Origin of the sequence: Clostridium lacusfryxellense, from assembly GCF_018861735.1 — a bacterium.
Lineage (GTDB): Bacteria > Bacillota > Clostridia > Clostridiales > Clostridiaceae > Clostridium_AD > Clostridium_AD lacusfryxellense.
Genome location: NZ_JAHLEB010000008.1, coordinates 76,753 through 101,641, shown reverse-complemented (window position 1 = coordinate 101,641; position 24,889 = coordinate 76,753). Strand labels below are relative to the sequence as shown.

23 protein-coding genes and 1 pseudogene are annotated in these 24,889 nt (G+C 31.5%); 14 read left to right on the top strand and 10 right to left on the bottom strand.

What is annotated here, in order from left to right; all coding sequences use genetic code 11:
- Window positions 1–18: 18 nt before the first annotated feature.
- A complete protein-coding gene (locus KPL55_RS07025) occupies window positions 19–1,497 on the top strand; it encodes a GH25 family lysozyme (protein ID WP_216305996.1) in 1,479 nt (492 codons plus the stop codon).
- Window positions 1,498–1,603: 106 nt separating this feature from the next.
- Here KPL55_RS07025 and KPL55_RS07020 read toward each other — a convergent pair whose 3' ends face one another.
- Window positions 1,604–1,960 (bottom strand): YtxH domain-containing protein, encoded by a 357-nt coding sequence (locus KPL55_RS07020; RefSeq protein ID WP_216305995.1) that lies wholly within the window; start codon window positions 1,958–1,960, stop codon window positions 1,604–1,606.
- A 26-nt stretch (window positions 1,961–1,986) separates the two neighbouring features.
- A complete protein-coding gene (locus tag KPL55_RS07015; RefSeq protein WP_216305994.1) occupies window positions 1,987–2,613 on the bottom strand; it encodes a DUF8426 domain-containing protein in 627 nt (208 codons plus the stop codon).
- A 312-nt stretch (window positions 2,614–2,925) separates the two neighbouring features.
- Here KPL55_RS07015 and KPL55_RS07010 point away from each other — a divergent pair, with 312 nt between their 5' ends.
- On the top strand, window positions 2,926–3,570 hold the full coding sequence (locus KPL55_RS07010; RefSeq protein WP_216305993.1) for a DsbA family oxidoreductase: 645 nt from the start codon (window positions 2,926–2,928) through the stop codon (window positions 3,568–3,570).
- Window positions 3,571–3,635: 65 nt separating this feature from the next.
- Here KPL55_RS07010 and KPL55_RS07005 read toward each other — a convergent pair whose 3' ends face one another.
- On the bottom strand, window positions 3,636–4,469 hold the full coding sequence (locus KPL55_RS07005; RefSeq protein WP_216305992.1) for an AraC family transcriptional regulator: 834 nt from the start codon (window positions 4,467–4,469) through the stop codon (window positions 3,636–3,638).
- A 157-nt stretch (window positions 4,470–4,626) separates the two neighbouring features.
- Between KPL55_RS07005 and KPL55_RS07000 the strand changes: the two genes are divergently transcribed.
- The 4 genes from KPL55_RS07000 (at window position 4,627) to add (ending at window position 10,023) form a co-directional block, all read left to right on the top strand.
- Window positions 4,627–7,305 (top strand): alpha-L-rhamnosidase, encoded by a 2,679-nt coding sequence (locus tag KPL55_RS07000; RefSeq protein ID WP_216305991.1) that lies wholly within the window; start codon window positions 4,627–4,629, stop codon window positions 7,303–7,305.
- 116 nt (window positions 7,306–7,421) lie between these two features.
- Window positions 7,422–8,090, top strand: a complete 669-nt coding sequence (locus KPL55_RS06995; RefSeq protein ID WP_216305990.1) for a hypothetical protein — start codon at window positions 7,422–7,424, stop codon at window positions 8,088–8,090.
- A gap of 268 nt (window positions 8,091–8,358) precedes the next feature.
- Complete coding sequence (locus KPL55_RS06990; protein ID WP_216305989.1) at window positions 8,359–8,952, top strand: thiamine phosphate synthase; 594 nt, start codon at window positions 8,359–8,361, stop codon at window positions 8,950–8,952.
- A gap of 60 nt (window positions 8,953–9,012) precedes the next feature.
- Window positions 9,013–10,023: an adenosine deaminase gene (gene add, locus KPL55_RS06985; protein WP_216305988.1), complete on the top strand. Its 1,011-nt coding sequence runs from the start codon at window positions 9,013–9,015 to the stop codon at window positions 10,021–10,023.
- 87 nt (window positions 10,024–10,110) lie between these two features.
- Here add and KPL55_RS06980 read toward each other — a convergent pair whose 3' ends face one another.
- Genes KPL55_RS06980 through ku form a run of 3 tightly spaced genes read right to left on the bottom strand, consistent with a single transcriptional unit; the run spans window position 10,111 to window position 12,239 of the window.
- Window positions 10,111–10,476 (bottom strand): hypothetical protein, encoded by a 366-nt coding sequence (locus KPL55_RS06980; RefSeq protein ID WP_216305987.1) that lies wholly within the window; start codon window positions 10,474–10,476, stop codon window positions 10,111–10,113.
- 15 nt (window positions 10,477–10,491) lie between these two features.
- Entirely contained in the window at window positions 10,492–11,379 is an 888-nt protein-coding gene (locus tag KPL55_RS06975) for an ATP-dependent DNA ligase (RefSeq protein ID WP_312887238.1), read from the bottom strand.
- A gap of 47 nt (window positions 11,380–11,426) precedes the next feature.
- Window positions 11,427–12,239 (bottom strand): non-homologous end joining protein Ku, encoded by an 813-nt coding sequence (ku, locus tag KPL55_RS06970; RefSeq protein ID WP_216305985.1) that lies wholly within the window; start codon window positions 12,237–12,239, stop codon window positions 11,427–11,429.
- Between the two features lie 215 nt (window positions 12,240–12,454).
- On the opposite strand from ku, the gene KPL55_RS06965 reads away from it, so the two are divergent.
- The 4 genes from KPL55_RS06965 (at window position 12,455) to KPL55_RS06950 (ending at window position 18,004) form a co-directional block, all read left to right on the top strand.
- Entirely contained in the window at window positions 12,455–13,711 is a 1,257-nt protein-coding gene (locus tag KPL55_RS06965; RefSeq protein ID WP_216305984.1) for a Y-family DNA polymerase, read from the top strand.
- A gap of 138 nt (window positions 13,712–13,849) precedes the next feature.
- On the top strand, window positions 13,850–15,289 hold the full coding sequence (locus KPL55_RS06960; RefSeq protein WP_216305983.1) for an APC family permease: 1,440 nt from the start codon (window positions 13,850–13,852) through the stop codon (window positions 15,287–15,289).
- Between the two features lie 82 nt (window positions 15,290–15,371).
- Entirely contained in the window at window positions 15,372–16,142 is a 771-nt protein-coding gene (locus KPL55_RS06955; RefSeq protein WP_216305982.1) for an NAD/NADP octopine/nopaline dehydrogenase family protein, read from the top strand.
- A gap of 491 nt (window positions 16,143–16,633) precedes the next feature.
- Window positions 16,634–18,004: a sedoheptulokinase gene (locus tag KPL55_RS06950; protein WP_216305981.1), complete on the top strand. Its 1,371-nt coding sequence runs from the start codon at window positions 16,634–16,636 to the stop codon at window positions 18,002–18,004.
- A gap of 28 nt (window positions 18,005–18,032) precedes the next feature.
- Here KPL55_RS06950 and KPL55_RS06945 read toward each other — a convergent pair whose 3' ends face one another.
- The 4 genes and pseudogenes from KPL55_RS06945 to KPL55_RS06935 all read right to left on the bottom strand — a co-directional run bounded on the left by KPL55_RS06945 (window position 18,033) and on the right by KPL55_RS06935 (window position 20,673).
- On the bottom strand, window positions 18,033–19,304 hold the full coding sequence (locus KPL55_RS06945) for an MFS transporter (protein WP_216305980.1): 1,272 nt from the start codon (window positions 19,302–19,304) through the stop codon (window positions 18,033–18,035).
- A 115-nt stretch (window positions 19,305–19,419) separates the two neighbouring features.
- Window positions 19,420–19,503, bottom strand: a pseudogene (locus KPL55_RS26710) (BBE domain-containing protein); the annotation flags it as partial.
- Between the two features lie 34 nt (window positions 19,504–19,537).
- Window positions 19,538–20,041, bottom strand: coding sequence for an FAD-binding oxidoreductase (locus tag KPL55_RS06940; RefSeq protein WP_312887236.1), 504 nt, complete (start codon window positions 20,039–20,041; stop codon window positions 19,538–19,540).
- 188 nt (window positions 20,042–20,229) lie between these two features.
- On the bottom strand, window positions 20,230–20,673 hold the full coding sequence (locus KPL55_RS06935; RefSeq protein ID WP_216305979.1) for a LapA family protein: 444 nt from the start codon (window positions 20,671–20,673) through the stop codon (window positions 20,230–20,232).
- A gap of 259 nt (window positions 20,674–20,932) precedes the next feature.
- On the opposite strand from KPL55_RS06935, the gene KPL55_RS06930 reads away from it, so the two are divergent.
- From KPL55_RS06930 to KPL55_RS06915, 4 genes are all read left to right on the top strand, one after another.
- The gene (locus KPL55_RS06930; RefSeq protein ID WP_216305978.1) at window positions 20,933–21,436 is read left to right on the top strand and encodes a nitroreductase family protein; all 504 of its coding nucleotides are present in this window, start codon (window positions 20,933–20,935) and stop codon (window positions 21,434–21,436) included.
- A gap of 248 nt (window positions 21,437–21,684) precedes the next feature.
- Window positions 21,685–22,056, top strand: coding sequence for a CoA-binding protein (locus KPL55_RS06925; RefSeq protein WP_216305977.1), 372 nt, complete (start codon window positions 21,685–21,687; stop codon window positions 22,054–22,056).
- Window positions 22,057–22,108: 52 nt separating this feature from the next.
- Window positions 22,109–22,987 carry an aldose 1-epimerase family protein gene (locus KPL55_RS06920; RefSeq protein ID WP_216305976.1) on the top strand — a complete coding sequence of 293 codons (879 nt, stop codon included), beginning with the start codon at window positions 22,109–22,111 and terminating at the stop codon, window positions 22,985–22,987.
- 204 nt (window positions 22,988–23,191) lie between these two features.
- Window positions 23,192–24,871 carry a diguanylate cyclase domain-containing protein gene (locus KPL55_RS06915; RefSeq protein ID WP_216305975.1) on the top strand — a complete coding sequence of 560 codons (1,680 nt, stop codon included), beginning with the start codon at window positions 23,192–23,194 and terminating at the stop codon, window positions 24,869–24,871.
- Window positions 24,872–24,889 lie beyond the last annotated feature (18 nt).

Sequence of the window (24,889 nt, the reverse complement as noted above, 5' to 3'; positions counted from 1 at the left end):
ATATAAGGAGGTGTTTTGGTGGGGGTGCATTTAGTTGAATCAGGTGATACTGTTTGGTCTATTGCAAATCAATATGGAGTTTCGCCGCAAAGTATTATTGAAGCAAATGGACTACTAAATTCAGTGCAGCTATTTATAAATCAGACTTTGTTTGTGCCACTTGGGGAAAAGGATCGTAGCATGAGATTTAGTGATAATAAATGGAATATTGATAGAAATTATGATTCGGATTTAAAAAGAGCCACGCCAGGAGCCACAAGGTCATTAATAGTACAAAGAAATACTTTAATTAGTGTAGTGCTATTTTGGGAACCTGCATATGACAATATACAGGTGAGTGGATATTATATTTTGAGAGATAACATTCCAATCGGTTTCACCCAAAATCGAGTTTTTGTAGATACTAATATTAAAATAGGTCAAACTTACAATTATAAAGTCACGTCATATACCGCTGATAAAATTTTTTCTGGTTACAGTAATATTGTTAGAGTAAGCATTACAACATATATAGGGCCTGTCTATTGGTCAAAAGCTAACCAATATTCTGGATACTTAAAAGGTACAGATGTTTCTTTTTATACACCAGAATTAGATTGGAATAAAATTAAGAATGATGATATAAAATTTGTTTATGTTAGAGCAGGAGGTAGTGTTCTAAATGGGGGATATACACCCGATTTTATGGCGCAAAAACATACTATAGGCATAAAGTCTGTAGGACTTCCAGTAGGATTCTATTATATTCCACACTGGTCTAATTTAGATTATGATTTAAATAAGGCGAGTATTGAGGCTGAACGTTATGCAGACCATATATTAAGTCTAATGAATAAAGTTGGTATAAATGGATATGGTGACCTACTTCCTGCATTAGATATAGAGCCGCCCTTAGGTCAAAGCGAAATCGGACTTACTGGAAAACAAATAGTTGATTGGGCTAAAGCATTTTGTGACCACTTTAAATCATATACAGGAAGAACTATAATGATTTATACAAATAGATCTTTCTGGAGCGACTGGAATATTACGCCTGAAATTAATATATTAAATGATTTACCTCTCTGGAATGCTGAATTTTATGAGTTTGGTGCTTATTTGAGATTTAGTGATGATACTCCTATGAGTTTTGGTGGTTGGCGTGGCTATAATATATGGCAATTCACGCAATCAGCAATTGTTGGTGGGTATACGCGGATGGATTTAAATTGGTGTCCTTCACTTGATTTAATAACGGTGCCCGCTAAACCAATAAACTTGAATGGATTTAATGCCTCAAAGGGGACAGTGAATTTAAGTTGGAACAAAAACACTGAGATAGATTTAAAAGGTTATAATGTTTATAAAGACGGGGTTTGGATTACAACAAATATTAACAATTTCATTACTATCTCTAATTTAATAATTGGAAAAACATATAAATTTCAGGTTCAGGCGCTGGATATATTTAATGATGTTTCTGATTCAGTTTTTATAAATGTATATATATCTAGATAGGAGTGAGAAATAAGCTGATTTTAGATAAAATAAAACACCACACTCCTATAAGAATGTGGTGTAAATGTATACCAATTGAATGATTAATTATATTCTTTTTATAATATTATTTAGATGAAGTTTCTTCATCAGTAACAATATCTTTTGAATTTTTTTTGCCATTTAAGTATTCAGAGATTTTTGTCTTAGATTCTGTTACACTACTTTTTACATCAGTAACTTTATTGTCAATGGTGTCCTTAAGTTCTGTAGTTCTATCTTTAATATTGTTTGTAATATCTTTTGATGATTTAACAATATCATCTCTATTTTCCTTACCAGATTTAGGTGAAAAAAGTAAACCTCCTAATAATCCACTAAGACTTCCAGCTACAGTTCCAATAGCTACCTTTTTAGCAGTTTTAATTTTTGATTGTTTTAGTATTTCTTTTTTCCTATTTTTAAACCAACTTGAAAATAACATAATTATTTCCTCCTTCAAATTTTTAATTATTCATATTTCTGTATTAATCTAAGCACTTCAATGGATGCATCAAATCTTCTCTGAATATCATCACTTTCCATAGCGTTTTTTATAGTTTCTAGAGCGAGTGGTAGCAACTTTATCAAACTTTCATGTATATTAATATTTTCGGTAGAAGTTTCCACCTCAGATAAAAATGCCTTAAATTCATATATACGATGTTTTAGATGTGCAACATAATTTTGTGCTCCTAATGATTTTCGAACAGCTTCAGGTAAACTAGATCGACTAATTGGGTTATCTTTATTAATAAATTCAACTTTTCTTTGATGAGGATAACCCTCACCTATTTTAGTTGAATCATAATAATATGGACTTGTAACTTTTGCAATATATATCTTATCTCCATAAGGTATAATACATAAATCACCAACCTGAATATTATTTACAAACTGATTTATAACACCGAGCTTCACATTTGAACAGGAATAATTATTCCTAGCAAGCTCTACAAGAAGCGCGTTTTTATCCATACCTGTTAAGTCAATTAAGTTACTCCAACCTATAGCAATTATGTCATTTTCTAAAAACTCTTTTAATCTATTAATGTTTTCAGGATTAGTTCTTACCAACCATAGGTCGTCAAAATTCAAGAATACACATCTCCTTATTAATAACTTAACACTATTATACAACAAAACTAACAAAATAGCAACTAAAACCTACTAAAGGTTACTAAAACTATAACTAAATAGTTTTATAAGGGGCTGCCAATGGAATTATAGGCCGATAGTAATGAACTTATTTTTAATATAGTAAATTTGATAGTATTAATTTGGGTACTATACAATATAAAAGTGCGTACTTGTAATTAAGATACATAAGAGTAGAATATTATATATAGATAAGAAATTAAATTTAATGTTATAGAATTTTGATATATTAATTTAAGAGGAGGAATAGTAATGAAAATAGAAGTGTGGTCTGATTTTGTGTGTCCGTTTTGTTATATGGGTAAAAGGAGATTAGAAATTGCTTTAGAAAAATTTGAACATAGGGATGAAGTTGAATTAGTTTTTAAAAGTTTTGAGCTTGATCCATCATCTAAAAAGAAATTTGATGGAAATATCCATGAAATTATAGCAAAAAAATATGGCATACCTGTAGAACAAGCAAAAGCATCAAATGATCAATTAGTGGCGCAGGCTAAAGATATAGGCCTTAACTATAACTTTGATGATTTAATTCCAACCAATACTTTTGATGCTCACAGAGTAGCACATTATGCAAAAACAGAAGGTAAGATGAATGAGTTATCAGAAAGAATTTTAAAGGCGTATTTTGTAGATTCTTTAAATATATCAAATCATAAAGTATTAGCTAGTCTTGCTTATGAAGTAGGTCTTAATAGAGATAAAGCATTAAGTATTTTGGAATCAGATCAGTATGGTGAAGAAGTAAGAAAAGATGAAGAAACAGCTTCAAAACTTGGAATTAGTGGTGTTCCTTACTTTGTAATTAATAATAAATATGCGGTATCTGGTGCACAAACACCTGAATTATTTTTAGAGACACTTGAGAAAGCAAGAGAAGAAGAATGTAAGTTATAGTTATTGAAACCCTCGACTGATTAATTAGTCGAGGGTTTTCTAATTGTTTAATAAACACTATTTATTCAAATAGGATCTTTTCTATATTTTCCTGGAGTTTTCCCAGTGATTTTTTTGAAAATTGAATTAAAATATTTAATATCTTTGTAGCCGATGTCGTTAGCTACATCAATAACTTTTTTGTCTGTCATTTTAAGTAGCTTACAGGCTTCCTCAATTCTTATTTTCTGTATATATTCTGAAATGTTCATAGAAGTACATTCCTTAAAAATTCTGCTGAAATAATTTGGACTTAGAAAAGCTATGGTAGCTAAATCCTCCAGCTTTAAATCCTGGGAATAATTAGCCTTCATATATTTTATAACTTTATGAATTGTTTCTTGTCTTTTAGTTTCTACATAACCACCTAAAGCAGTATTTTTTCTGAAAAGCCTGAAAATAGTTATTAAAAGTTCAATAACATAGGCTCTTAAAATTTCAATATACCCTTCCTCTTTAAGGGTATACTCTCGGTACATCTTTTCGTATAGGTCTTCTATTTCAAGGCTATCTCTCGCCAAAAGTTTTATATCATTATCTATTGCAGAATCCTTTGGGAAAATAGAACGAAATAAAAAATGATGAGTTATATTATAAAAATCCTTGCAGTTAACCATCTTATAGTCTAAAAATTCAGGCTTGAAAATGCAATTATACACCCAAAGCTCAGGTTTTGAGGGGTCCTGAAAAGATCTGAATTCATGGGGTATATCGTAGTTTATTATAAAAAGATCTCCCTTAGACACTTCATATTCCTTATCACCTATTTTATGAGTGCCACAGCCAGAAACTACATAGGCTATTTCTATAAAATCATGGGCATGAAGGTGACCATACGGTTGTTCTTTCACTTTATTCATATATATTGGCTCATCACTAAGTAGTTCTTCGAATTTTGTATAGTAAGTAAGATTATCTATAATTAAACACCCCCATAAACATGATAATATACTACCGTGAAAAATGAAATGCTTTGCAGTAAAATAAAGTATAGTAAATATGAAAGGATGGATAAAAATGAGAATAGAAAATTTAAGGACTAACCATATAACAAATCCATTAGGATTTAAATTAGATACCGTAAGTTTTTCATGGATTACAGCGGATACTATCTCTAAGTTTCAAACTTCAGCGCAAGTTCAGATATCCTTAGAGGAAAAGTTTGAGGACATAATTTTTGACAGTGGAAATAAAAGTGATATTGACAGTCTAGCCTATACGCCTAGTATAGAACTCCATAGTAGAACACGTTATTATTGGAGGGTTATGGTTTGGGGTGATGCAGGCGATAGTGGAGTAAGTGAAACTGTTTGGTTTGAAAGTTCAAAGATTGAAGAACCTTGGGTAGGTGAATGGATTACTCCAAACTTAGATAAAGAGATTCATCCCTTATTAAGAAAAAGTTTTAAATTAAGCTCTGAAATCCATTCCGCAAGAGTTTACATATGTGGATTAGGACTATATGAACTTCAAGTAAATGGAGAGAGGGTAAGTGAAGAGTATTTTACACCAGGCTTTAATGCATATGATTTTTGGCTTCAGTATCAGACTTATGATATAACAAACCTGCTAAAAAGTGGTGATAACGCTATTGGAATAATGCTTGGTAATGGGATTTACAAGGGCCGATTTGGTTTTGATGGCGGACATAACGAACTTTATGGTGATAAATTTGCTGCCATATGTGATATTGTTGTTGAACTTAAGGACGGCACAACTGTAATTTTGGGAACTGATGAAAGCTGGAAATGTATCTCTTCACCTGTAAAATTCAGTGGTATATATGACGGTGAAATATATGATGCAAATGAAAAAATTAAAGGCTGGTCAACTTCTGAACTGGATGATATTAAATGGAAGAATGTAAATTTAATTAAATTAGGGTTTGATAAACTTACATCAAGATTAAGCTTACCTGTAAAGATAAAAGAGGAAATTACGCCTTTAGAAATTATTAAAACTCCTGCTGGGGAAATTGTTCTTGATATGGGTCAAAATATGACAGGTTGGATTCGATTTAAAGCCAATACACATAAAAGGGTAGAACTTATGCTCCAGTTTGGAGAAATACTTCAAAATGGATGCTTTTATCAAGATAATTTGAGAACTGCAAAAGCAGAGTTTAGATATATATCTGATGGAACTTTAGAAGAGGTTCAACCACACTTTACTTACTATGGATTCAGATATGTTAAGCTCACAGGCTTTGGTGAGAATCTAAATATTGAAGACTTTGTAGGATGTGTTATATACTCAGATATTGATCAAACAGGAAGTATAGAAACTTCGAATCCCTTGGTGAATAAATTATTTATAAATGCACTTTGGGGGCAGAAAGGCAATTTCTTAGATGTTCCAACAGATTGTCCGCAGAGAGATGAAAGAATGGGATGGACAGGTGATGCTCAAATATTTGCGTCTACAGCCTGCTACAACATGTATTCACCAGCTTTTTACAATAAATATATGGTTGATCTTCATGAAGAACAAAAGAGATTAGGTGGATCTGTACCATTTGTGGTTCCAAGCATAAAACCCAAGGACGATAATGGATTTATAAATGGTCATGGGTCAGCTGCTTGGGGGGATGCAGCTACAGTGATTCCATGGACGCTTTATATACACTATGGTGATAAAGGACTTCTTGGCAGTCAGTTTGAAGCTATGAAGGATTGGGTGGATTATATAAAAAAAGTTGATGACAGTAATGGTTCGAAGAGGCTTTGGAACGTAGGTTTTCATTTCGCTGACTGGTTAGCCTTAGATGGTAAAGATCCCTCTTCGCCTTTTGGAGCTACGGATAGTTATTATATTGCATCAGCTTATTACTGCTATTCAGTTCAACTTGTTGCAAAGGCAGCAAGGGTTCTTGGTAAGAGTGAATTAGAAAAGGAATATACTATTTTAGCAAATGAAATAAAAGAAGCAATAAGGTTAGAATATTTTACGCCTAATGGAAGAAGTGCAATAAATACTCAAACTGCCATGATAGTTGCGCTTTATATGGATTTAGTACCAAACAGTTACAGAGATAGACTTAGTTTGGATTTGAAAATGAAACTTAAAGATGATAACATGCATCTAAATACAGGATTTGTAGGTACACCATATTTCTGTAGAGTATTATCAGAAAATGGAGCTAATGATTATGCTTACAAATTACTTTTAAATGAGGATTATCCAAGTTGGCTTTATGCTGTGAAGCTAGGAGCAACAACTATTTGGGAACGTTGGAATTCGGTTCTTTCTGATGGAAGTATAAGTGGAACTGGTATGAATTCTTTAAATCATTATGCTTATGGATCTGTGGCTGAATGGATGTATAGAAATATGTGTGGCATAAATCCTGTGGAGGAGGCACCGGGCTTCAGAAAAATAAAATTATCACCACAGCCCTACGGAAGTTTAAAATATGCCAAAGCAACTTTAAATTCTGCTACAGGTATTATTAAAAGTGAGTGGAGAATAAATGAAGATGGCAAGTTGTCCTTTGATTTTACTGTTCCTTTCAATACAGAGGCAGAACTTGAGCTTCCAGATGCTGATGTTGAAAGTGTTATGGTAAATGGAAGAAAACTTTCAGAAAGTGGATTGAAAGGAAGTCAATATAAAAACAATGTTGTATGTAGTCTTTTAGCTGGAAAATATAGTTTTAATTATGCACCATCAAAGAATTATGTATTTGATTTAAACTAAAATGAAAAAACCCTCTAAAAAATCATATCATGTATCGTATATATAAGAGAATGATAAATATGGGATAATGATTAATAATTGTTATTTACATAAGGATAATACGAGGAGGAATTAACATGAAAACTGCAAAACTAGGTTTATTTGTAATCGCTTTAACATTATCAATAGGTGTATCATCGGGGGTTTATGCTAGTGAACGAAATAAAGATACGAATTGTGTAAAACCAACCACTGTAGCACAAAAATTAGAGATCAAGAATGAAAAAGCTCAGCAACGGGATGTTAAGTTCGTTAAAAATCATGTTGATAAGAAAAATTTTAATAAGATTCATAGAGGTTCAAAAAATGTTAATAAAGATAAAAACGGAGAAATGAAGCCAGTTATTAGTGTGGCAGACAAAGCAGCTTTAAAAGTTAAAATGGGCAAAATAGCAGCAGTTAGAGATGCTAATAAAGTTTTAAAAACTACGATTGTTAAAAATGCAGAAGCAGTTAAGGTAGAATTAAAAAGAATTGAAGATAGTAAGATAGTATTAGATCCAGTAGTAAAAACTGAAGCTGATTCAGTTTTGTTAGCTGTAAAAGATGCAACTACTAAGACAGCTTGTGTAAAACCAGTAGTTGATCCTACAGTTCCGGTAGTGGCTGTAGAGAAAACTTACTTAGAGAAATTAAATGAAAGATTAGACAATATGTTTGAAAAATCTACAATAAAGAACACAGAGTTAACTACTTTAGGAACTAGACTTTTAAATCTTTTAAATGATTTAATGATTATAAAATAGAATTTTCCTTAAAAATAAAACTTCTGAATTAATTCAGGACTTTTATTTTTTTTGTTAAGTAGCATAAATACAACAGTTTCATATATTGTAATTAATGCGAATAAATATAACAATGTACAAACAAAATATTATATGATAATATATATCAATTATGTCTGCATTTTTTAAGAGAGCAAATGATGTTATACTTAGAAAATGGGATTATAAAAATTTATATAATACCCAATTCAAATCGCGAAACTAAAAATATTATTGGGAGGTTATATAGATGATTTTTCTTATAACAAATAGAAAGCTAGCGTGCGATGTGGGCTTTTATGAAGTCATTCAACAAGCCATAGATGCTGGTATTTACGCTATTATTTTACGTGAAAAGGATTTGCCTTATGACTTACTTTTACCTATAGCCCTTAAGATAAAGGGTATTATAGGTGATTCAGGTGTAAAGCTTATAATAAATAATAATATAGAGGTGGCTAAAGCAGCCTGCGCTGACGGTTATCATACTAATTTTACAAGATTTGTTAATGAAAACTTATCGTTTAGTGGAGATAGAGGGGTTTCTGTCCATAGCCTTGAAGAGGCGATAGAGGCTGAAAAACATGGTGCAAATTATATATTATTAGGGCATATTTTTAAAACCGATTGTAAGAAAGGTGTTCCTCCAAGAGGTTTAGATATTATTAAAATAATAAGAGAACATGTAAATATTCCCATTATATCAATAGGCGGAATTCGCCCTTCTAATGCTCATTTAGTAATGGAAGCTGGTAGTGATGGAATAGCTGTTATGTCTTCTATTATGAAGGCTAATAAGCCGTACGATTTAGTACGTGAATATATTCTAAGTTGTCAAAAGTAAAAACTAGTTAATGTATTTAATGAATAGAATACAGGTTAACAAATTTGAATTGGAGGATATATGAAATATAGTAGTAAAGAAATTGAAGAGCTACCTAAAATAGAGTTGCATTGTCATTTAGATGGTAGTTTAAGACCTAAAACCATAATTGATATAGCAAAGGCAGAGGGTATAAGTATACCGTTTTATGATGTCTACAATATTAGAAAAGAAGTTACTGCGCCAGAAGAATGCATGTCACTGGACGAATATTTAAAAAGATTTGAAATACCAAATTTAGTAATGCAATCCAAAGAAAGTTTACGGAGAATAACATATGAACTTCTTGAGGACTCTGCAAAAGAAAATGTTAAATACATTGAAGTTAGATTTGCACCATTACTTCATATAAATAAAGGGTTAAGTGTTTGTGAAATTATAGAGAGTGTAATACTTGGAATTAGGCAAGCAGAAGATAAATATGATATAAGAGGTAATATAATACTCTGTTGCATGAGGTTTATGCCTGCGGGAAAAGCAATAGATGTTGTGGAAGCTGGAAAAAAATATCTAGGCAAGGGTGTGGTTGCAGTAGATTTATGTGCAGCCGAAGAGGAAGGCTTTTGTAGTAAGTTTATAGAACCTATAGCAATAGCTAGAAAATACGGGTATAGAGTAACTATACATGCAGGTGAAACAGGAATAGGTAAAAATGTCCTTGAAGCAGTAGAAATGTTGGGCGCAGAAAGAATTGGCCATGGAGTATTTATAAAAGACTGCATTGAAGCTTATGATATTGTAAAAGATAATAAAATTACTCTTGAAATGTGTTTAACAAGTAACATTCAGACTAAAGCAATAGATACTTATGAAAACCACCCTTTCTACAATTTTTTTAATGATGGAATAAGGGTAACAATTAATACTGACAATAGAACTGTGTCAGATACAAATATGACTAAGGAATGTGAAGTAGTATTTAAGCATTTTAACATTACTTTAGAGGAATATAAGCAAGTATATTATAATAGTGTTGATGCAGCTTTTGCTGATGTAAAAACAAAAGAATGGTTAAGAAAGTTTATTAATTAAAAATATAAATAGAGTATAAAAAATTAGCTCATTAACTTATATAGTAGCAACTAAGGAGATGTCATAGGAAATCTCCTTAGTTGCTAGTTATTTTTCGTAAAAATCATATTCGCCATCATATTCACTATCTTCATTAGTACACTCAAATGATTCAGTTAAACTATCTATTTGATCTTCTAAATTTATAATCTTATCCACCATATAAACATTGGTGTCAGTATTTTCATGTAAACTTGCGTCCAGTGCATCAAATATATTTACTTTCTCTATATCTGTAAGATTTGAAACGAGTACCGTGTAATCTCCTTCATGATTATCCTCAGCTATCATTAAAGCTTTATCTCTAAACATGTGTCCTTTAGATGTAGTAATATCTATTTTTGATATATCCTCATTGTCTTCAATTATAGTGATTTTACTGTTTTGGTATTCGCCTTGTCTTTCTTTATACATATTCCTCTCTCCCTATTAGTTTATGGTACAATCTTTGGGATCTTTATCATCCCTCAAACCCTTAAATACAGGTTGGCGCAGTGAGCCATTTGATGTTTTCATCATATACTTTACAATGCATACAAGATTAAGTTCTATCCACACCGCATTATCGTTTCCAGAAGGCAATTCATTAAAGGGATGCGAGTTTAATTTGGGAGTGGATTTTATTATATTAAAATCTTCTCCTGACATTCCAAGGGTAACGTGCCCCTTGTATACTAATGCTTTGCCTGAATATTGCCCAAGAACAATGCTAATTACACCTTTTTCCTTAAAGATGTAACCGCACACTACAAAATCGTCATCGAGTAGATATTTAATTTTAATCCAGTCCTTGGTTTTTTTGCCCAGATGATATTTACTATCCTTTCTCTTAGCAACTATACCCTCAAGATCATTTTGCTTAGCAAGTTGATAAAACTGTATTCCTTGTTCTTCTATATATCTAGAGATAGCTAAAGATTCGTTTTCCATAATGACTTTTTCAAGCAGCTTTTTACGCTCCATTAAAGGTAAGTCTATAACTGAGTGATCCTTGTAATAAAGGATATCAAATGCGGTAAAACTGGCTGGTAATCTAGTTGATGCAAGCTTAATTTTAAAAGAGTTTGACATAAGAGATCTCCGCTGAATCTCATAAAAGTCGGGCTTGCCATTCTTTGTGACGATTAACTCGCCATCTAGAATGCAACGACATTTGACCTGTTTGTGTATATTCGATAATTCAGGTACTTTTACAAGCATTTTTACATTTCGTTTGTTACGCAAATCCGTTACGTCTTTATCTAAATAAGCAACACATCGTTCTCCATCCAGCTTTAACTCATATATATAATCAGGGTTATCAAATGCTTCTTGCATCTCACCTATCAACATAGGTTTAATTTCTTTACTTTCGAATAAGTCCATTAGGCACCTTTTGGAACTTTTTCGCGTTTTACTTTAGGTTTTGGAGTTGCTTTTGCTTTATTTTGATCAATTGAAGCTTTTAATGCATCCATGAGATTAATGATATTACTTGGTTCTTCTGATTTAGAAGCAACAATATCTTTACCAGCTATTTTCGTTTCAAGGAGTTCTCTCAACTTTACTTGATACTCATCTTTATATTCAGCTGGATTAAAAGGAGTAACCATTGAATTAATTAATGCCTTTGCCATAGTAAGTTCGGCATCTATTATCTCGGGTTTGTTATACGATTTGGGAAGGTCTTTAATTTCATCTTCATAGTACATTTTCGAGATTAATATTCCATCCTCACGGGGGATTATAGCAAGTAAAGTCTCTCGAGTACCCATTACAGTTTTGCCAATCGCAATCTTTTGCTCAGACATAAGAGCAGCTCTCAAAAGTTCAAATGCCTTATCTCCACCAGCTTCAGGAATAGCCTGATATGTTTTGTCATAAAAAATTGGGGAGATCTGATTTAGTTGTGCAAAATGCAATATCTGTATTGTTTTTTCTTTTTCAGTTTTAATTTTTTCTAAATCGTCATCAGTAACGACCACATAATGTTCTTTATCGTATTCATACCCTTTAATAATATCTTTTGTTGTTATTTCCTTGCCACAGTGACTACAGGATTTTTTGTATTTAATTCTTGAATTATCTTCTTTATGTAACTGATTAAAATGTATATCGTTATCTTGCGTTGCGGTATACATGGATATTGGTATAGCAACAAGACCAAATGAAATTACTGTTTTATGGGCTATAGCCATTTTTAACACCTCACTTTTTTTATAGTTTAACCATTACTTAGGTTATTTACTATTTTGTTTTGATTTTATTTTAGAATAAAGAAAAACACATAAATTACTAAAAAAAAATATGTATATTTACTTCTAAAAAGTAACCAAATAGTATATAATAACTATACGAACAAATGTTCTATTAAGTGCAAATAAGATTAATAAAAAGGAAGATGATTTATAATATGAGTAGATTAATATTTCATATAGATGCAAATAGTGCTTATCTATCTTGGGAAGCAGCATATAGACTCCAGCGAGGTGAGCAATTAGATCTTAGAACAATCCCATCTGTAATAGGTGGAGATGAAGAAAGCAGGCATGGCATTGTCTTAACTAAATCAATACCTGCTAAAAAATTTGATATTCACACAGGAGAGACTCTATATAGTGCAAGGGCTAAGTGTCCTGGCCTTGTTATTGTACCTCCAAGATATTCATTATATATGAAGTGTAGTGAAGCTATGCATCAAATCTTTTTAGAATACACTCCTATTATTCAGCGTTTCTCAGTTGATGAAAGTTTTCTTGATTTATCAAATATGGAACATTTATATCCAGATTATATGGAGCTAGCTGAAATTATAAAGAATAGGATAAAAAATGAACTTGGGTTTACAGTAAATATAGGAATATCGTGCAATAAATTGTTAGCAAAGGTAGCATCAGATTTTAAAAAGCCAGATAGAATACACACCTTGTTTCCAAGTGATATAAAGCAAAAGATGTGGCCACTACCTGTTGAAGACTTATTTATGGTTGGACGAGCTACATCACCAAAATTGCATAACCTAAATATCAACACTATTGGGGAACTCGCAAATTATAATCTGGAAATTTTAAAGAATAAGTTAAAGAGTCACGGACAAGTAATTTGGAATTATGCAAATGGCAACGAATTTTCAGAAGTACGAAAGAGTAATTATATTAAAATGAAAGGCATAGGTAATTCTACAACAATCGCTTTTGATGTAGAGGATAAAAATACAGCTCATAAAGTGATATTATCCTTATGTGAAACAGTTGCTATGCGTTTAAGAGATTCTCAAAATTGCTGCAATGTGATAAGTATAAGCATTAGGGGGAGTGATTTAATATTTTATTCTCGTCAAAAGAAATTAGTCGTAGCAACTGATTCAACCCGCAAAATATATGAAATAGCATGTTATTTATTTGATAATGTTTGGAAAGGTAATCCAATAAGGCACTTGGGGATACATATAACAGATTTTTGTAATAATGACTTTTATCAGTGTTCTTTATTAGACAATTTTGATTATGAGAAAGATAAAAGGATAAATGATACAGTTGATAAATTAAGATTAAAATATGGATCAAAAGCTGTAGTTAGGTCTTGCTTTCTTCACTCAGGATTAAATAGCATGTGTGGTGGAATGGCAGATGGGGAGGAAGATTACCCATTGATGAGCGCAATGCTTTAATGTTTGTTTATAAAGCTAAGCATATAAGGAATCTATAGATAATTTTAGAAAAATAGGATTTTAAAGGAATATGAAAACATTTGTAGAAATATAAATAATAATATTAATTTTAAAAAGAAAGAACTAGGGGGAAGGCGAATGAAACATAAAAGACAAAGTTTAAGTAAGGTTTTAGGTAGAGTTGACGTATTGGCTATGGCATTTGGGACTATGATAGGTTGGGGTTGGGTAATGCTTACTGGCAATTGGGTGTCAGAGGCTGGTGTAATCGGTGCCATATTAGCATTTCTTATTGGTGCGGTGATGTGCATTTTTGTTGGGCTGACTTATGCAGAATTAACACCTGCATTGCCACTGGCTGGTGGGGAGATGGTTTTTGCTTATCGAGGACTTAATTATTTTTGGTCGTGGGTAACGTCATGGGCCATAGGATTTGCATATGTTGGAGTTGCAGCTATGGAAGGAATCTCCATGTCTACGGCGATAGATTATATATTTCCGATACCAAAGATGGGACTACTATGGACTATAGCTGGATATGATGTATATTTCTCATGGGCGATAATTGGAATTGCAGGTGCAATAGTGATTACTGCATTAAACTATTTTGGAACAAAGAATTCTGCTATTTTTCAAGTTATGGGTACAGTAGGATTAGTACTCGTGGGTCTTCTATTTTTGTTTGGGGGTGTTGCATTTGGCAGTACAGAGTATGCAGTACCTTTATTTACAAGTGGATCTGGTTTGGTTGCTGTTTTGCTTATGGCACCATCTATGTATGTGGGATTTGATGTTATTCCTCAAACAGCTGAGGAGATGAATATACCACTCAAACAGATCGCTAATGTTTTAATTATTTCAATTTTAATGGCAGCCGCTTGGTACATATTAATGATTGTTGGTATTTCTATATCGGCACCCACGGAAATAAGACAAGCAGGTGGAGTTCCGGTGGCAGATGCTATGGCATTTTCTTTTAACTCACCTATATTTGGGAAAATTTTAATTGGTGGCGCATTGTGTGGTATTCTTACGAGTTGGAATGGCTTTATTATGGGAGCGACAAGGGTGCTATTTGCAATGGGTAGAGCAAAAATGATTCCAGCTGTTTTTGCAAAACTACATCCAAAGTATAATTCGCCAACGGCGGCTATTCTTCTTGTTGGTTTAATTAGTTGTTTATCTCCGTTACTGGGAAAGAACGCGTTAGTTTGGTTTGTTGATGCCAGTGCATTTGGAACTGTAATTGCTTATCTACTTGTGTCAGTATCATTTATTAGTCTAAGGAAAAAGGAGCCAAATCTAGAACGACCATTTAAAGTTTCAGGTGGGAAATTTGTTGGATATGGCGCGGTAATCATTTCGTTATTTTTTATTAGCTTATATTTACCTATTGGGCCAGGATCTTTAGTGTGGCCATATGAATGGGGAATTGTTTTTGTATGGATGATTATAGGTATAGTGTTGGCTATTTGGGCAAAGGTATCCTATGGTGATATTAGTAATGCTGAAAGAGAGTTCCTTATATTTGGTAAAGATTATGCTAGAAAAGAGATTGTAGCTAAGAAAGAGAGTTAAACTAATTATAAATAAGGGGGATACAATATGAATGTATGTGTTTTAGGTGGGGGAAATATAGGTACACTTGTAATTGGAGATATTGGGCGCGAAAGATGATATCTCTGTACGATTGTTGACGTCAAGGCCAGATGAATGGAACAATATTATTGAGGTTTTTGATAGGGATGGTACATTTGAATACTCAGGAAGATTGGATGTAATATCAAGTAATCCAGAGGAAGTAATTAGTGATGCGGACATTATCATATCCACGCTTCCTGCAAATATTTTAAGGGAAGTAATTCAAAAGATTAAGCCTTTTATAAAAGCTGGGGCATGGATCGGATTGATGCCAGGTAATGGTGGTGGTGAATTCTATTGGGATAAAATGGTTAATTTTTATAGCCAGTGGACAGATGACTCTTCGACAATGCTACTTGGAACTGATGAAGAGGTTCAGAAATTATGCCATAAGTTAGATAAAATTGAGCTTCGTGGCGTTGGTTCTGTAAAAGAGTATTTTGGAGCACAAACAGCAGAGAAGATGACTGCTAAAATCAGCAATAAGATTGCGCTTAAGAATATCCAATCTCCAATGATACTAACAGCGAAAGGGTACGTTCCAGATTTTAAGTCAAGATACTTTTTGGAGGATTTTCCATCTGGACTATGCATTATTAAGAGCTTTTGCGAAATAGCAGAAATTAAAACTCCGTTTATTGATAAAATTCTTATGTGGTTTGAGGACTTTGCTGGGGTTGAATATTATGTAAATGGTAGATTTATAGGGAAAGATTTAAAGGAGCTAGCATTACCACAAAATTTTGGAATAAATTCACAAGAAGATATGATTAGATATTATAGGATGTAATAAATCAATTTCATATTATGTAATAGAATTATGGAGAGGTTATCAACGGATTTTATCCAAAATCAATGACGAACCGATATCCTTCATGCCGGTATGCAGATCTTTTCTTTCATGCGCCGGTCCATTTCTCATACCGGTAATTACAACTACGTCTTTAACATCAAATTCCAGCATCTGAAACATTTTTTTCGTATAATCATAATACGCCTGAAACTGAAACCCTTTATGACCTGTTCTTCTTTGTTCATGGCCAGCCTCCTATCCGCTACCGTATTAACAATATTATATCAAAAATTTGTTTCTATTTCAACAATGTCAAAGTGTCAAAATATAAAGATATGATATAATTAAGTGCAATATACTATGTAGCGTAATAATTGTATTTAATCAAATCTGAGGTAGAGGTGTTGTATGGAAATAACGATAGTAAAAGGAAATATAGATTATTTAGATGATTGTGAGGATGCATTGGTATTAAAGGAGGATTAAATATGAGGGCAATAGGAGTAGATATTGGAACAACCACTATTTGTGTCGTTATTTTAGATGGGGAAACTGGGGGCGTTTTAGAAAGTAGAACAGTTGCTAATGATACTTTTATATCAAGTGAATATGATTATGAAAAAATACAAAGTGTGGATCTAATATTAAATAAGGTAACTACAATAATACAACAATTTATAAAGACTTATGGAAATATAAATTGTATTGGTGTTACTGGTCAAATGCATGGTATTTTGTACGTCAACAAAGAAGGCAATGCTATTAGTCCACTATACACATGGCAAGATGGTAGAGGTAATTTACCATACACAAAAGATGATACTTATGCACAATACCTGTCTAAGAAAACTGGGTATCATATGGCTTCTGGATATGGAGTTACAACACATTTTTATAATATGTGTAATAATTTAGTTCCACAAGGTATATCAACTATTTGTACAATTAGTGATTATATTGCTATGAAAATTGCAAATGAAAAAGTTTTGGTTATGACTCCATCAAATGCTGCAAGCCTTGGATGTTTTGATTTAAGAAATAAGAGATTTGATTTTAAGGTTTTAGAAAAAGTAAACATTTATAAGGAGATATTTCCAACAATAAAAATAGGATATGGGATTGTTGGTAAAACAAAAGAGAGCATTCCCGTCAGCGTTGCAATAGGAGATAACCAAGCTAGTGTTCTTGGGTCAGTGCAAGATATGGAAAACACAGTACTTGTCAATGTTGGAACAGGGAGTCAAGTATCAGTAGGCGTTTTGAGTTATTTAGATAATCAATCATGTTTGGATATAGAACTAAGACCAAGTATTTGTGATGATTTTATTTTTGTTGGTTCGACCTTATGCGGTGGTAGAGCTTATGCAATGCTCGAATCTTTCTTTAGAGAAGTAATGATGTTAAATTCTAATACTGCTTGTCCATCTCTTTATGATGTTATGGATAAAGTCATGTCAGAAGGAAAGGCAAGCCAAAGTCCATTAATTATTTCCACAAGGTTCAGTGGAACAAGAGAGAATCCAGAAGAAAGGGGTAGTATTAGTAATATAGATATTCATAATTTTACGCCCATCAATATGATTACTGGCATGCTTGAAGAAATAGCAAGAGAACTATTTAATTTATATGATAAAATGTGTGAAATCAAGCAAGCGAAAGCAACTATTTTGGTAGGTTCAGGAAATGGAATTCGCAGGAATAAACATTTACAAAGAATAATTGAAGAATTATTTAATTTAAAGCTAAATATTCCTATACATGAAGAGGAAGCAGCTTATGGTGTTGCATTATTTTCTTTAGTAGCAAGTGGTGATTATGAAAGCATTAATGAGGTACAAAAGGTGATTAAATATATATAAATATTGGCTCTTTTTCATGTTAAATCAACTATTTAGATGATTTATTACTACTAGATGCATAATCACTTTTTTGTACATTATTTTTTCTTAGCACAATAACGCTAAAAAACATAATTACAGGAAATGCGATAGCAAATAGTAATCCTGTTTTTAAACCTATTTCTGTGAGACTTGTACTGTAAAACCAATTGTTAGATAAAGTCATAGTAGCGTTTTCAACTCTATTTGATATAAAACCAACAAGACCTGGTCCCGCTGTGCATCCGACATCGCCGGCTAAAGCTAAAATTGCAAACATTGATGTTCCTCCTTTTGGAAAATACTGTGCACATAAGCTGAATACTCCCGGCCACATGATACCTACTGACAAACCACACAATGAACATCCAATCAGCGATACTAGTGGAACCTTTGAAAACACTGCTAATAGATAACTTATAACACAAAGAATGCTGCTAAATACTAATGCTTTTTTCATATTGATTTTAGAGCCCTTTATTCCATAGAAAACTCTTGCTATACCCATTAAAATTGCAAAGGAACAAGGACCTAATAAATTTCCAATTGTTTTAGATACTTTAAGACCAGACTCTGCAAATAAAGATACCCACTGAGACATAGCCTGCTCAGAGGCTCCTGCACATATCATAAGAATTATAAACAACCCAAATACTCTGGTGGTGAACAGTTTTTGAAAGGGAATTATAACATCATTGTCTTCAATTGTTGAAAGGGGCACCTTAATAAATAGAATCATATTAAATAAGGGTACAATTGACCATAAAATAGGAATATATAGCCAGTTAATAGTTCCAAACGCATAAAAATAGAGAGTAGTTAGCAAAACAACTATAACTTGTCCCCAACAATAAAAAGAATGGAGAATACTCATGGCAGAAGCTTTCTCATCACCAGGAAGTGACTGTACAATGGGACTTATTAAAACTTCTATAAGCCCGCCACCAATGCCATTTATGGTAATTGCAATAGCTAGTCCCACATATGGATTTACAAATACATATGGCAAAATACCCATTGATATTAGCCCTAACGTGCATAGAACATGTGCGCCTACTATTGATGTCCTATAACCAATTTTATCAACAAATTTGGCAGATAACAAATCCGTTATGATTTGAACTACAAAATTAAGAGATATTAATATACCAATGCTTTCTAATGAAATATTAAATTCTTGTTGAAGAATTAAAAAGAGCAAAGGTGCTAGATTATTAATTATTGCTTGGGTAATATAACCTAAATAACTTGCGTATAATGTGTGCTTATAAGTAAATCTCATATTGTTTTCACCCCGTTTTAAATTATTGATGCTAATAATTAGGTTAATCTAAATCCGATAAGTAATAAGACCCGCTGAGTTACTTAGTTGACGGGTTTCTTATGATATAAATTGATTATAACGGTCTTATAGATTGTTGGAAATTAAATATATTATTTGGATCATAGATTTCTTTTACTTTTCTAAGACAAATATAGTTTTTACCATAGTATTCGTAGCCATAGTTTTGGAGCTCAGCATAAGGAAAATTTACATATGAACCATACTATTTGCATTTCTAAAAGATTGTCTGTAACTAAACCAAAATTTCTACATGATAAACCTATTCCGCCACCTAATACTAAACCTGAAATTCCAACTGTAGGACAGGTACCACCATTGAATGCATAACCTTTATCAGCCAGTTGTGAGTATATATTCCCCAGCATTGAGCCTGCTTGGATTACTGCAATATCGCGCTTTGTATCTATATCAATTTTGTTCATATAAGAAGTATCAATTACTAAAACACCTGTGTCTGTTGAATAGCCCTCATAATTATGCCCTCTGGTGCGAATGCGAAGTTCTATGCAATTTTGATTGCACCACTTTATTGCATTGGATACATCTATATAATTATAACAATAAACAATCGCTAATGGGAATTTGTTAATGGCTAGGTTGTATTCAAGCCTTAAAACTTTGTGCGATTTATCAAAAGGGGTTATCACTTTACCGGTTAATCCTTGAAAATTCACAATATCTCTCCTTTTTAGATATAGTTGCTTCGCAGAAGATAATTTAAAAGTATATAAATATGTTGTTAAATAAAATAAAGTGACATAATGTGAATGGATGTTAGCAACATTAGTAAATAATAAAATGAGCACCAGTGACTATAAATAGCTGCTGATGCTCATTTTATTTGAAATTCATATAGTTACTTTTAATTTATTGATTCAGGTTCATTTGTCAAATTAGTGTTAAGTCTTTTAATTTCAACATTTAACGAACTTACTTCATCATTAAAGGTTTTATTTTTAGTTTCTAATGCTTCTATAACAATTTGTAAAGCTTCTGTTTTGCTTTTTAAAGATTCATTTTCAATTTTTAAGTCTACAATCTCACTTTTAGATGTTTCAATTTCATTTTCGAAATTTTTAGATTTTTTTGTCATGCGCTTATTATCACGACTTAGTTTAAATTCCTTTTGTAGTCCCAATAAAGTAACTACTATTGCACCTATAATTGCGGCTACAAATATTACAAGAGCTAAGGAAATATTAAACTTTGTAGAAAAGAAATTAACGGATATTACTGAAGAATTTTGTATACCAAATAAAGCGACTAAAATAGCAAAAATCAAAGAAATTATAAATCCAATTCTCATGATACATTGCCTCCTTTGTTTATTAGAGTAATTAAATTATAGCATATTTATCCTTAAATAGGTATGAGAAGACGTTTAGAAGCATAGATTAGAGTCTATTTTAATTTTGATACTTTATTTTATGTATGCATAAATTTTCAAATTAAAGATAAAGGTGTATGGATTAAGTTAGAATTTGAGGTACAATATTGAGTAGACATAGAAGAAATTAAAAACTTAGATTACAAATAATAAATATTATAAATAGGGAGGAACATTAATGAACTATTTAGAACTTATTAATAAAAGACACAGCGTTCGTACTTATACAAATAAAAATGTGGAGAAAGAAAAACTTGATAAAATCTTAGAAGCAGCGTTACTTGCGCCTACTGCAGCAAATAAACAATCATTTAGAGTATATGTGATAAGTACAAAAGATAAGGTAGATGTTCTTAAGAAAATATATCCTAAGGAATGGTTTAGTGCGGCACCTTATGTTGTATGTGTTTGTACTATTCCAAGTAAATGTTGGATAAGAAACAACGGCAAAAATTTTAGCGATGTGGATGCTGCTATAGTTATGGATCATATGATACTAGAAGCTACTGAACTTGGACTTGGTACATGTTGGGTAGGGGCGTTTGATATAGATGCTGCAAGAGAATTACTGGGGGTTGATGAAACCTATGAGCCAGTCGTATTTTCGCCGATTGGTTATGCAGGCGATGGAGAATTTAAAAGGATTAGAAAACCTATGAAAGATATTGTTTTTTATAAGTAGAATTAATTACATTTTGAGTTAGAATACTCCTATAGAATAGGGTGGGCGAGATAATATTTATTACTTAAGTAAAAAGGTAGTGGTTTGGTTATAATAACAAAAAGTTCATTGCTATTATAAAAAGGATGTAGCAAAATTTATATTTTAAACTTATAATGATATTAAGAAAAATTTAACATAGTTATGTTTAACAAAGTAACAAACACGAGCAACAAATTGTTGCTTTTAAATTTTAGGAGATGATGATATTGAAGGCTAGTGAATTTTTAGAGTATAAAAATTGGGTTGTGGTAGGTGATGTATTAAATCGTTTAAAATATGCATATAAGATATTGAGTTCACTTACGGAAGCTGATTTTAATGTAGTAGGGTTAAACCCTTCTGTTAAAACTGCAGATGCATATACGAGTTTAGGTGATGTACCATACAAGATAGATGTTTTAAATTTATGCATTAATCCAATAAAAGGTATTAAAATACTTCAGGAAGCTCATGAGTTAAAAATAGATAAGGTACTTATTCAACCAGGAGCAGAAAGCCCTGAAATACTTAAATTTTGTATTGAAAATGGAATTCAAGCAATAGAGGGATGTACTTTAGTGGAATTAAGAAAAAGATAAAATGTTAAATTTAAAAAGACAATTTTAAAGTACGTATAGGAAGGACGTTTTAATGATTTATTCTATAGAAAATTCAGCAATAAAAATAACAGCCAGCGATCATGGCGCAGAACTACATTCAATAACAGGAAAAAAAGAGGGAACAGAGTATCTTTGGAATGGAGATCCTAAGTACTGGAAGTATCATTCACCAATTTTATTTCCAATAGTGGGCAATCTAGTAAACTCAAAATATAGGGTTGATGAAAAATCATATCAACTGCCATCTCATGGGTTAGGTAGAATATCAGATTTTAAATTTATATCACAAACAAATGATTCAATTACTTTTGAACTAAAATATTCAGATGATACGATTAAAAGATATCCTTATAAATTCACTTTGCTTATTAGTTATACAATTGAGGCAAATACAATTAAAGTAACTTACAATGTTATGAATTTAGATAACAAGAACATATCTTTTTCAATAGGTGCACATCCTGCATTTATGTGCCCTATTGAAGATAATGAAAAATTAGAAGATTATTATCTTCAATTTGATAAGAGAGAAACAAGCGATATTATGGAAATAACTAATGAAGGTTATTTTTCACATAAGAGAAAAGAATGTTTAAAAGATACTGATATAATGCCGCTTTCAAAAGATTTATTTAAAGATGATGCATTAGTATTTGATGATTTGAAATCTGATAAGATAACTATAAAATCAAAAAATCATGAAAAGTCTATATCCCTAGAATTTAAAGGATTTCCGTATATGGGAATATGGGCACCAAAAGGGGGAGCACCATTCTTATGTATAGAACCTTGGTTTGGACATGCTGATTATGAAGATTTTACTGGTGAATTTAAAGAGAAAGAAGGAGCTATTTCACTAGCAATTGGAGAAGAGTTTAAATATAGTTATAAGATTTCGATTGTGGAGTAATATATAATTATAATATGGATTAGTCGTTTAAAGGTATTATTGCATGTTGAGATACATGCAATAATACCTTATTTTAGTTGCTATGGTTAAAAAATATTTTTAGTTAAGATTTGCTGTGAGTCGAATAGATGCTATATGTATAAAGTTTTGTTGAATACATACGATATATAATTGTAAATGTTTTAAAGTTAGGAGGAAAGAGAAATGTCTTTGGGAGATAATATTAGAACTATGTTGTTTTCATTATTATGTATATGTTTTATCTTCTATTTATTTATAGGTATCTATAGTTATAAAAAAGATAAAAAATCAAAAGTTAACTTAATATTTTTTAGCCTTTGTACTTCTACTAGCATATGGACCATAGGATATGCATTCATGTTAATTTCACCAAATATAAGAATTGCAAATATATGGAGAATTGTTTCTGTATTAGGCATATGCTTTTTTTGTGGGTTATGGTTATCTTTTGCATTTGCTCTTAAAGGTACGAAAAAAGAAAATCATATTGCGAAAATACAATATCCAATATATATAATTTCACTTATATTTACTATTAACAATTTGTTCTATATTCCATCTAAGTCAATAAGTAAGGAAGCTTATGGATTTATAGATATATTCTATTCTACTTCAACTATTGGTGTTGTTTATAGTATATATATCGCAGTAGTAACTGCAGCGGGTTTTGTAGTAATGTATTCTCAATTAATAGGGTCAAATAAAAATAGAGTAAAAAAACAGATGAGAATTATTTTAGTTACTTGTTCAATAAGTTTTTCTTTAGCGGCAACATCATGTTTTATACTTCCTCTACTTGGTATTGTGATTTTTCAGTTTGTGGTCCTAGCTTTCACTATTGGAATGGGTGGGATGTGGTATGCAATTAATAAACATAAAATGTTGTCAATCTCTTATGAACTTGTATCTGAGTATATTTTTGAAGCTGTAAATGAACCGATTTTTATATTAGATGAGGAGTTTGTTGTGAAAAAATGTAATGAGGCTGCACTAAATATTACTTGCCATAATAATAAAGAGTTAGAAGGAAATTCACTAATTAAAATAATAAATTTTAGAAATTTTAAATTTGAAACTATAATGCAGTTGGGAAAGATCATTAATATTGAAGTTGATTTACTTCGGAAAAATGAAGAAGAGCTTGTTTGTGATCTATCGGCAACAGTTGTATATGATGAATACAAAGATGTATTAGGAATACTTATTATATTACATGATGTTTCAGAGAGGAAAAGCATAGCTGAAATGCAAAAAAAATATACTTTAAAACTAGAAAGATCAAATCTTAAACTTCAAAATGAGATTACAGATAGACAACACGCTGAGGATCAAATTCGTCATTTTGTGTATTATGATGCACTTACAGAAATTTTTAACAGAAAAAAAATGTTAGAGGATCTTGAAACAATATTAAATGATGAAAAAGAAAAATCTGCAATTCTTTTTATAGATTTAGATAAGTTTAAAAGTGCTAATGATAATTATGGTCATGAGGCTGGAGATTATATTCTTAAAATAGCCGCAAAAAGGTTGATGTATATTATTAGGTCTACAGATACGATTTATAGAATTGGTGGTGATGAATTTATAGTAATACTTAGAAATTTACGAGAAACTTCAAATGCTGAAAAAATTGCAGAAGATGCTTTGAAAACATTAGGTTTGGCTTTTAACTATAAACAAAATCTATTATTTATTGGAGCGAGTATAGGCATTAGTATATTTCCAGAGCATGGTATTGATGCAGATACCTTAATTAAGATAGCTGATTCATGTATGTATGAAGTTAAGCGAAAGGGTGGAAATGGATTTAAGATATATTCCACTGAAATAAAAAAAGATAATTTAAGCTGGAAAATTTAAAATAATAATACATGGTTA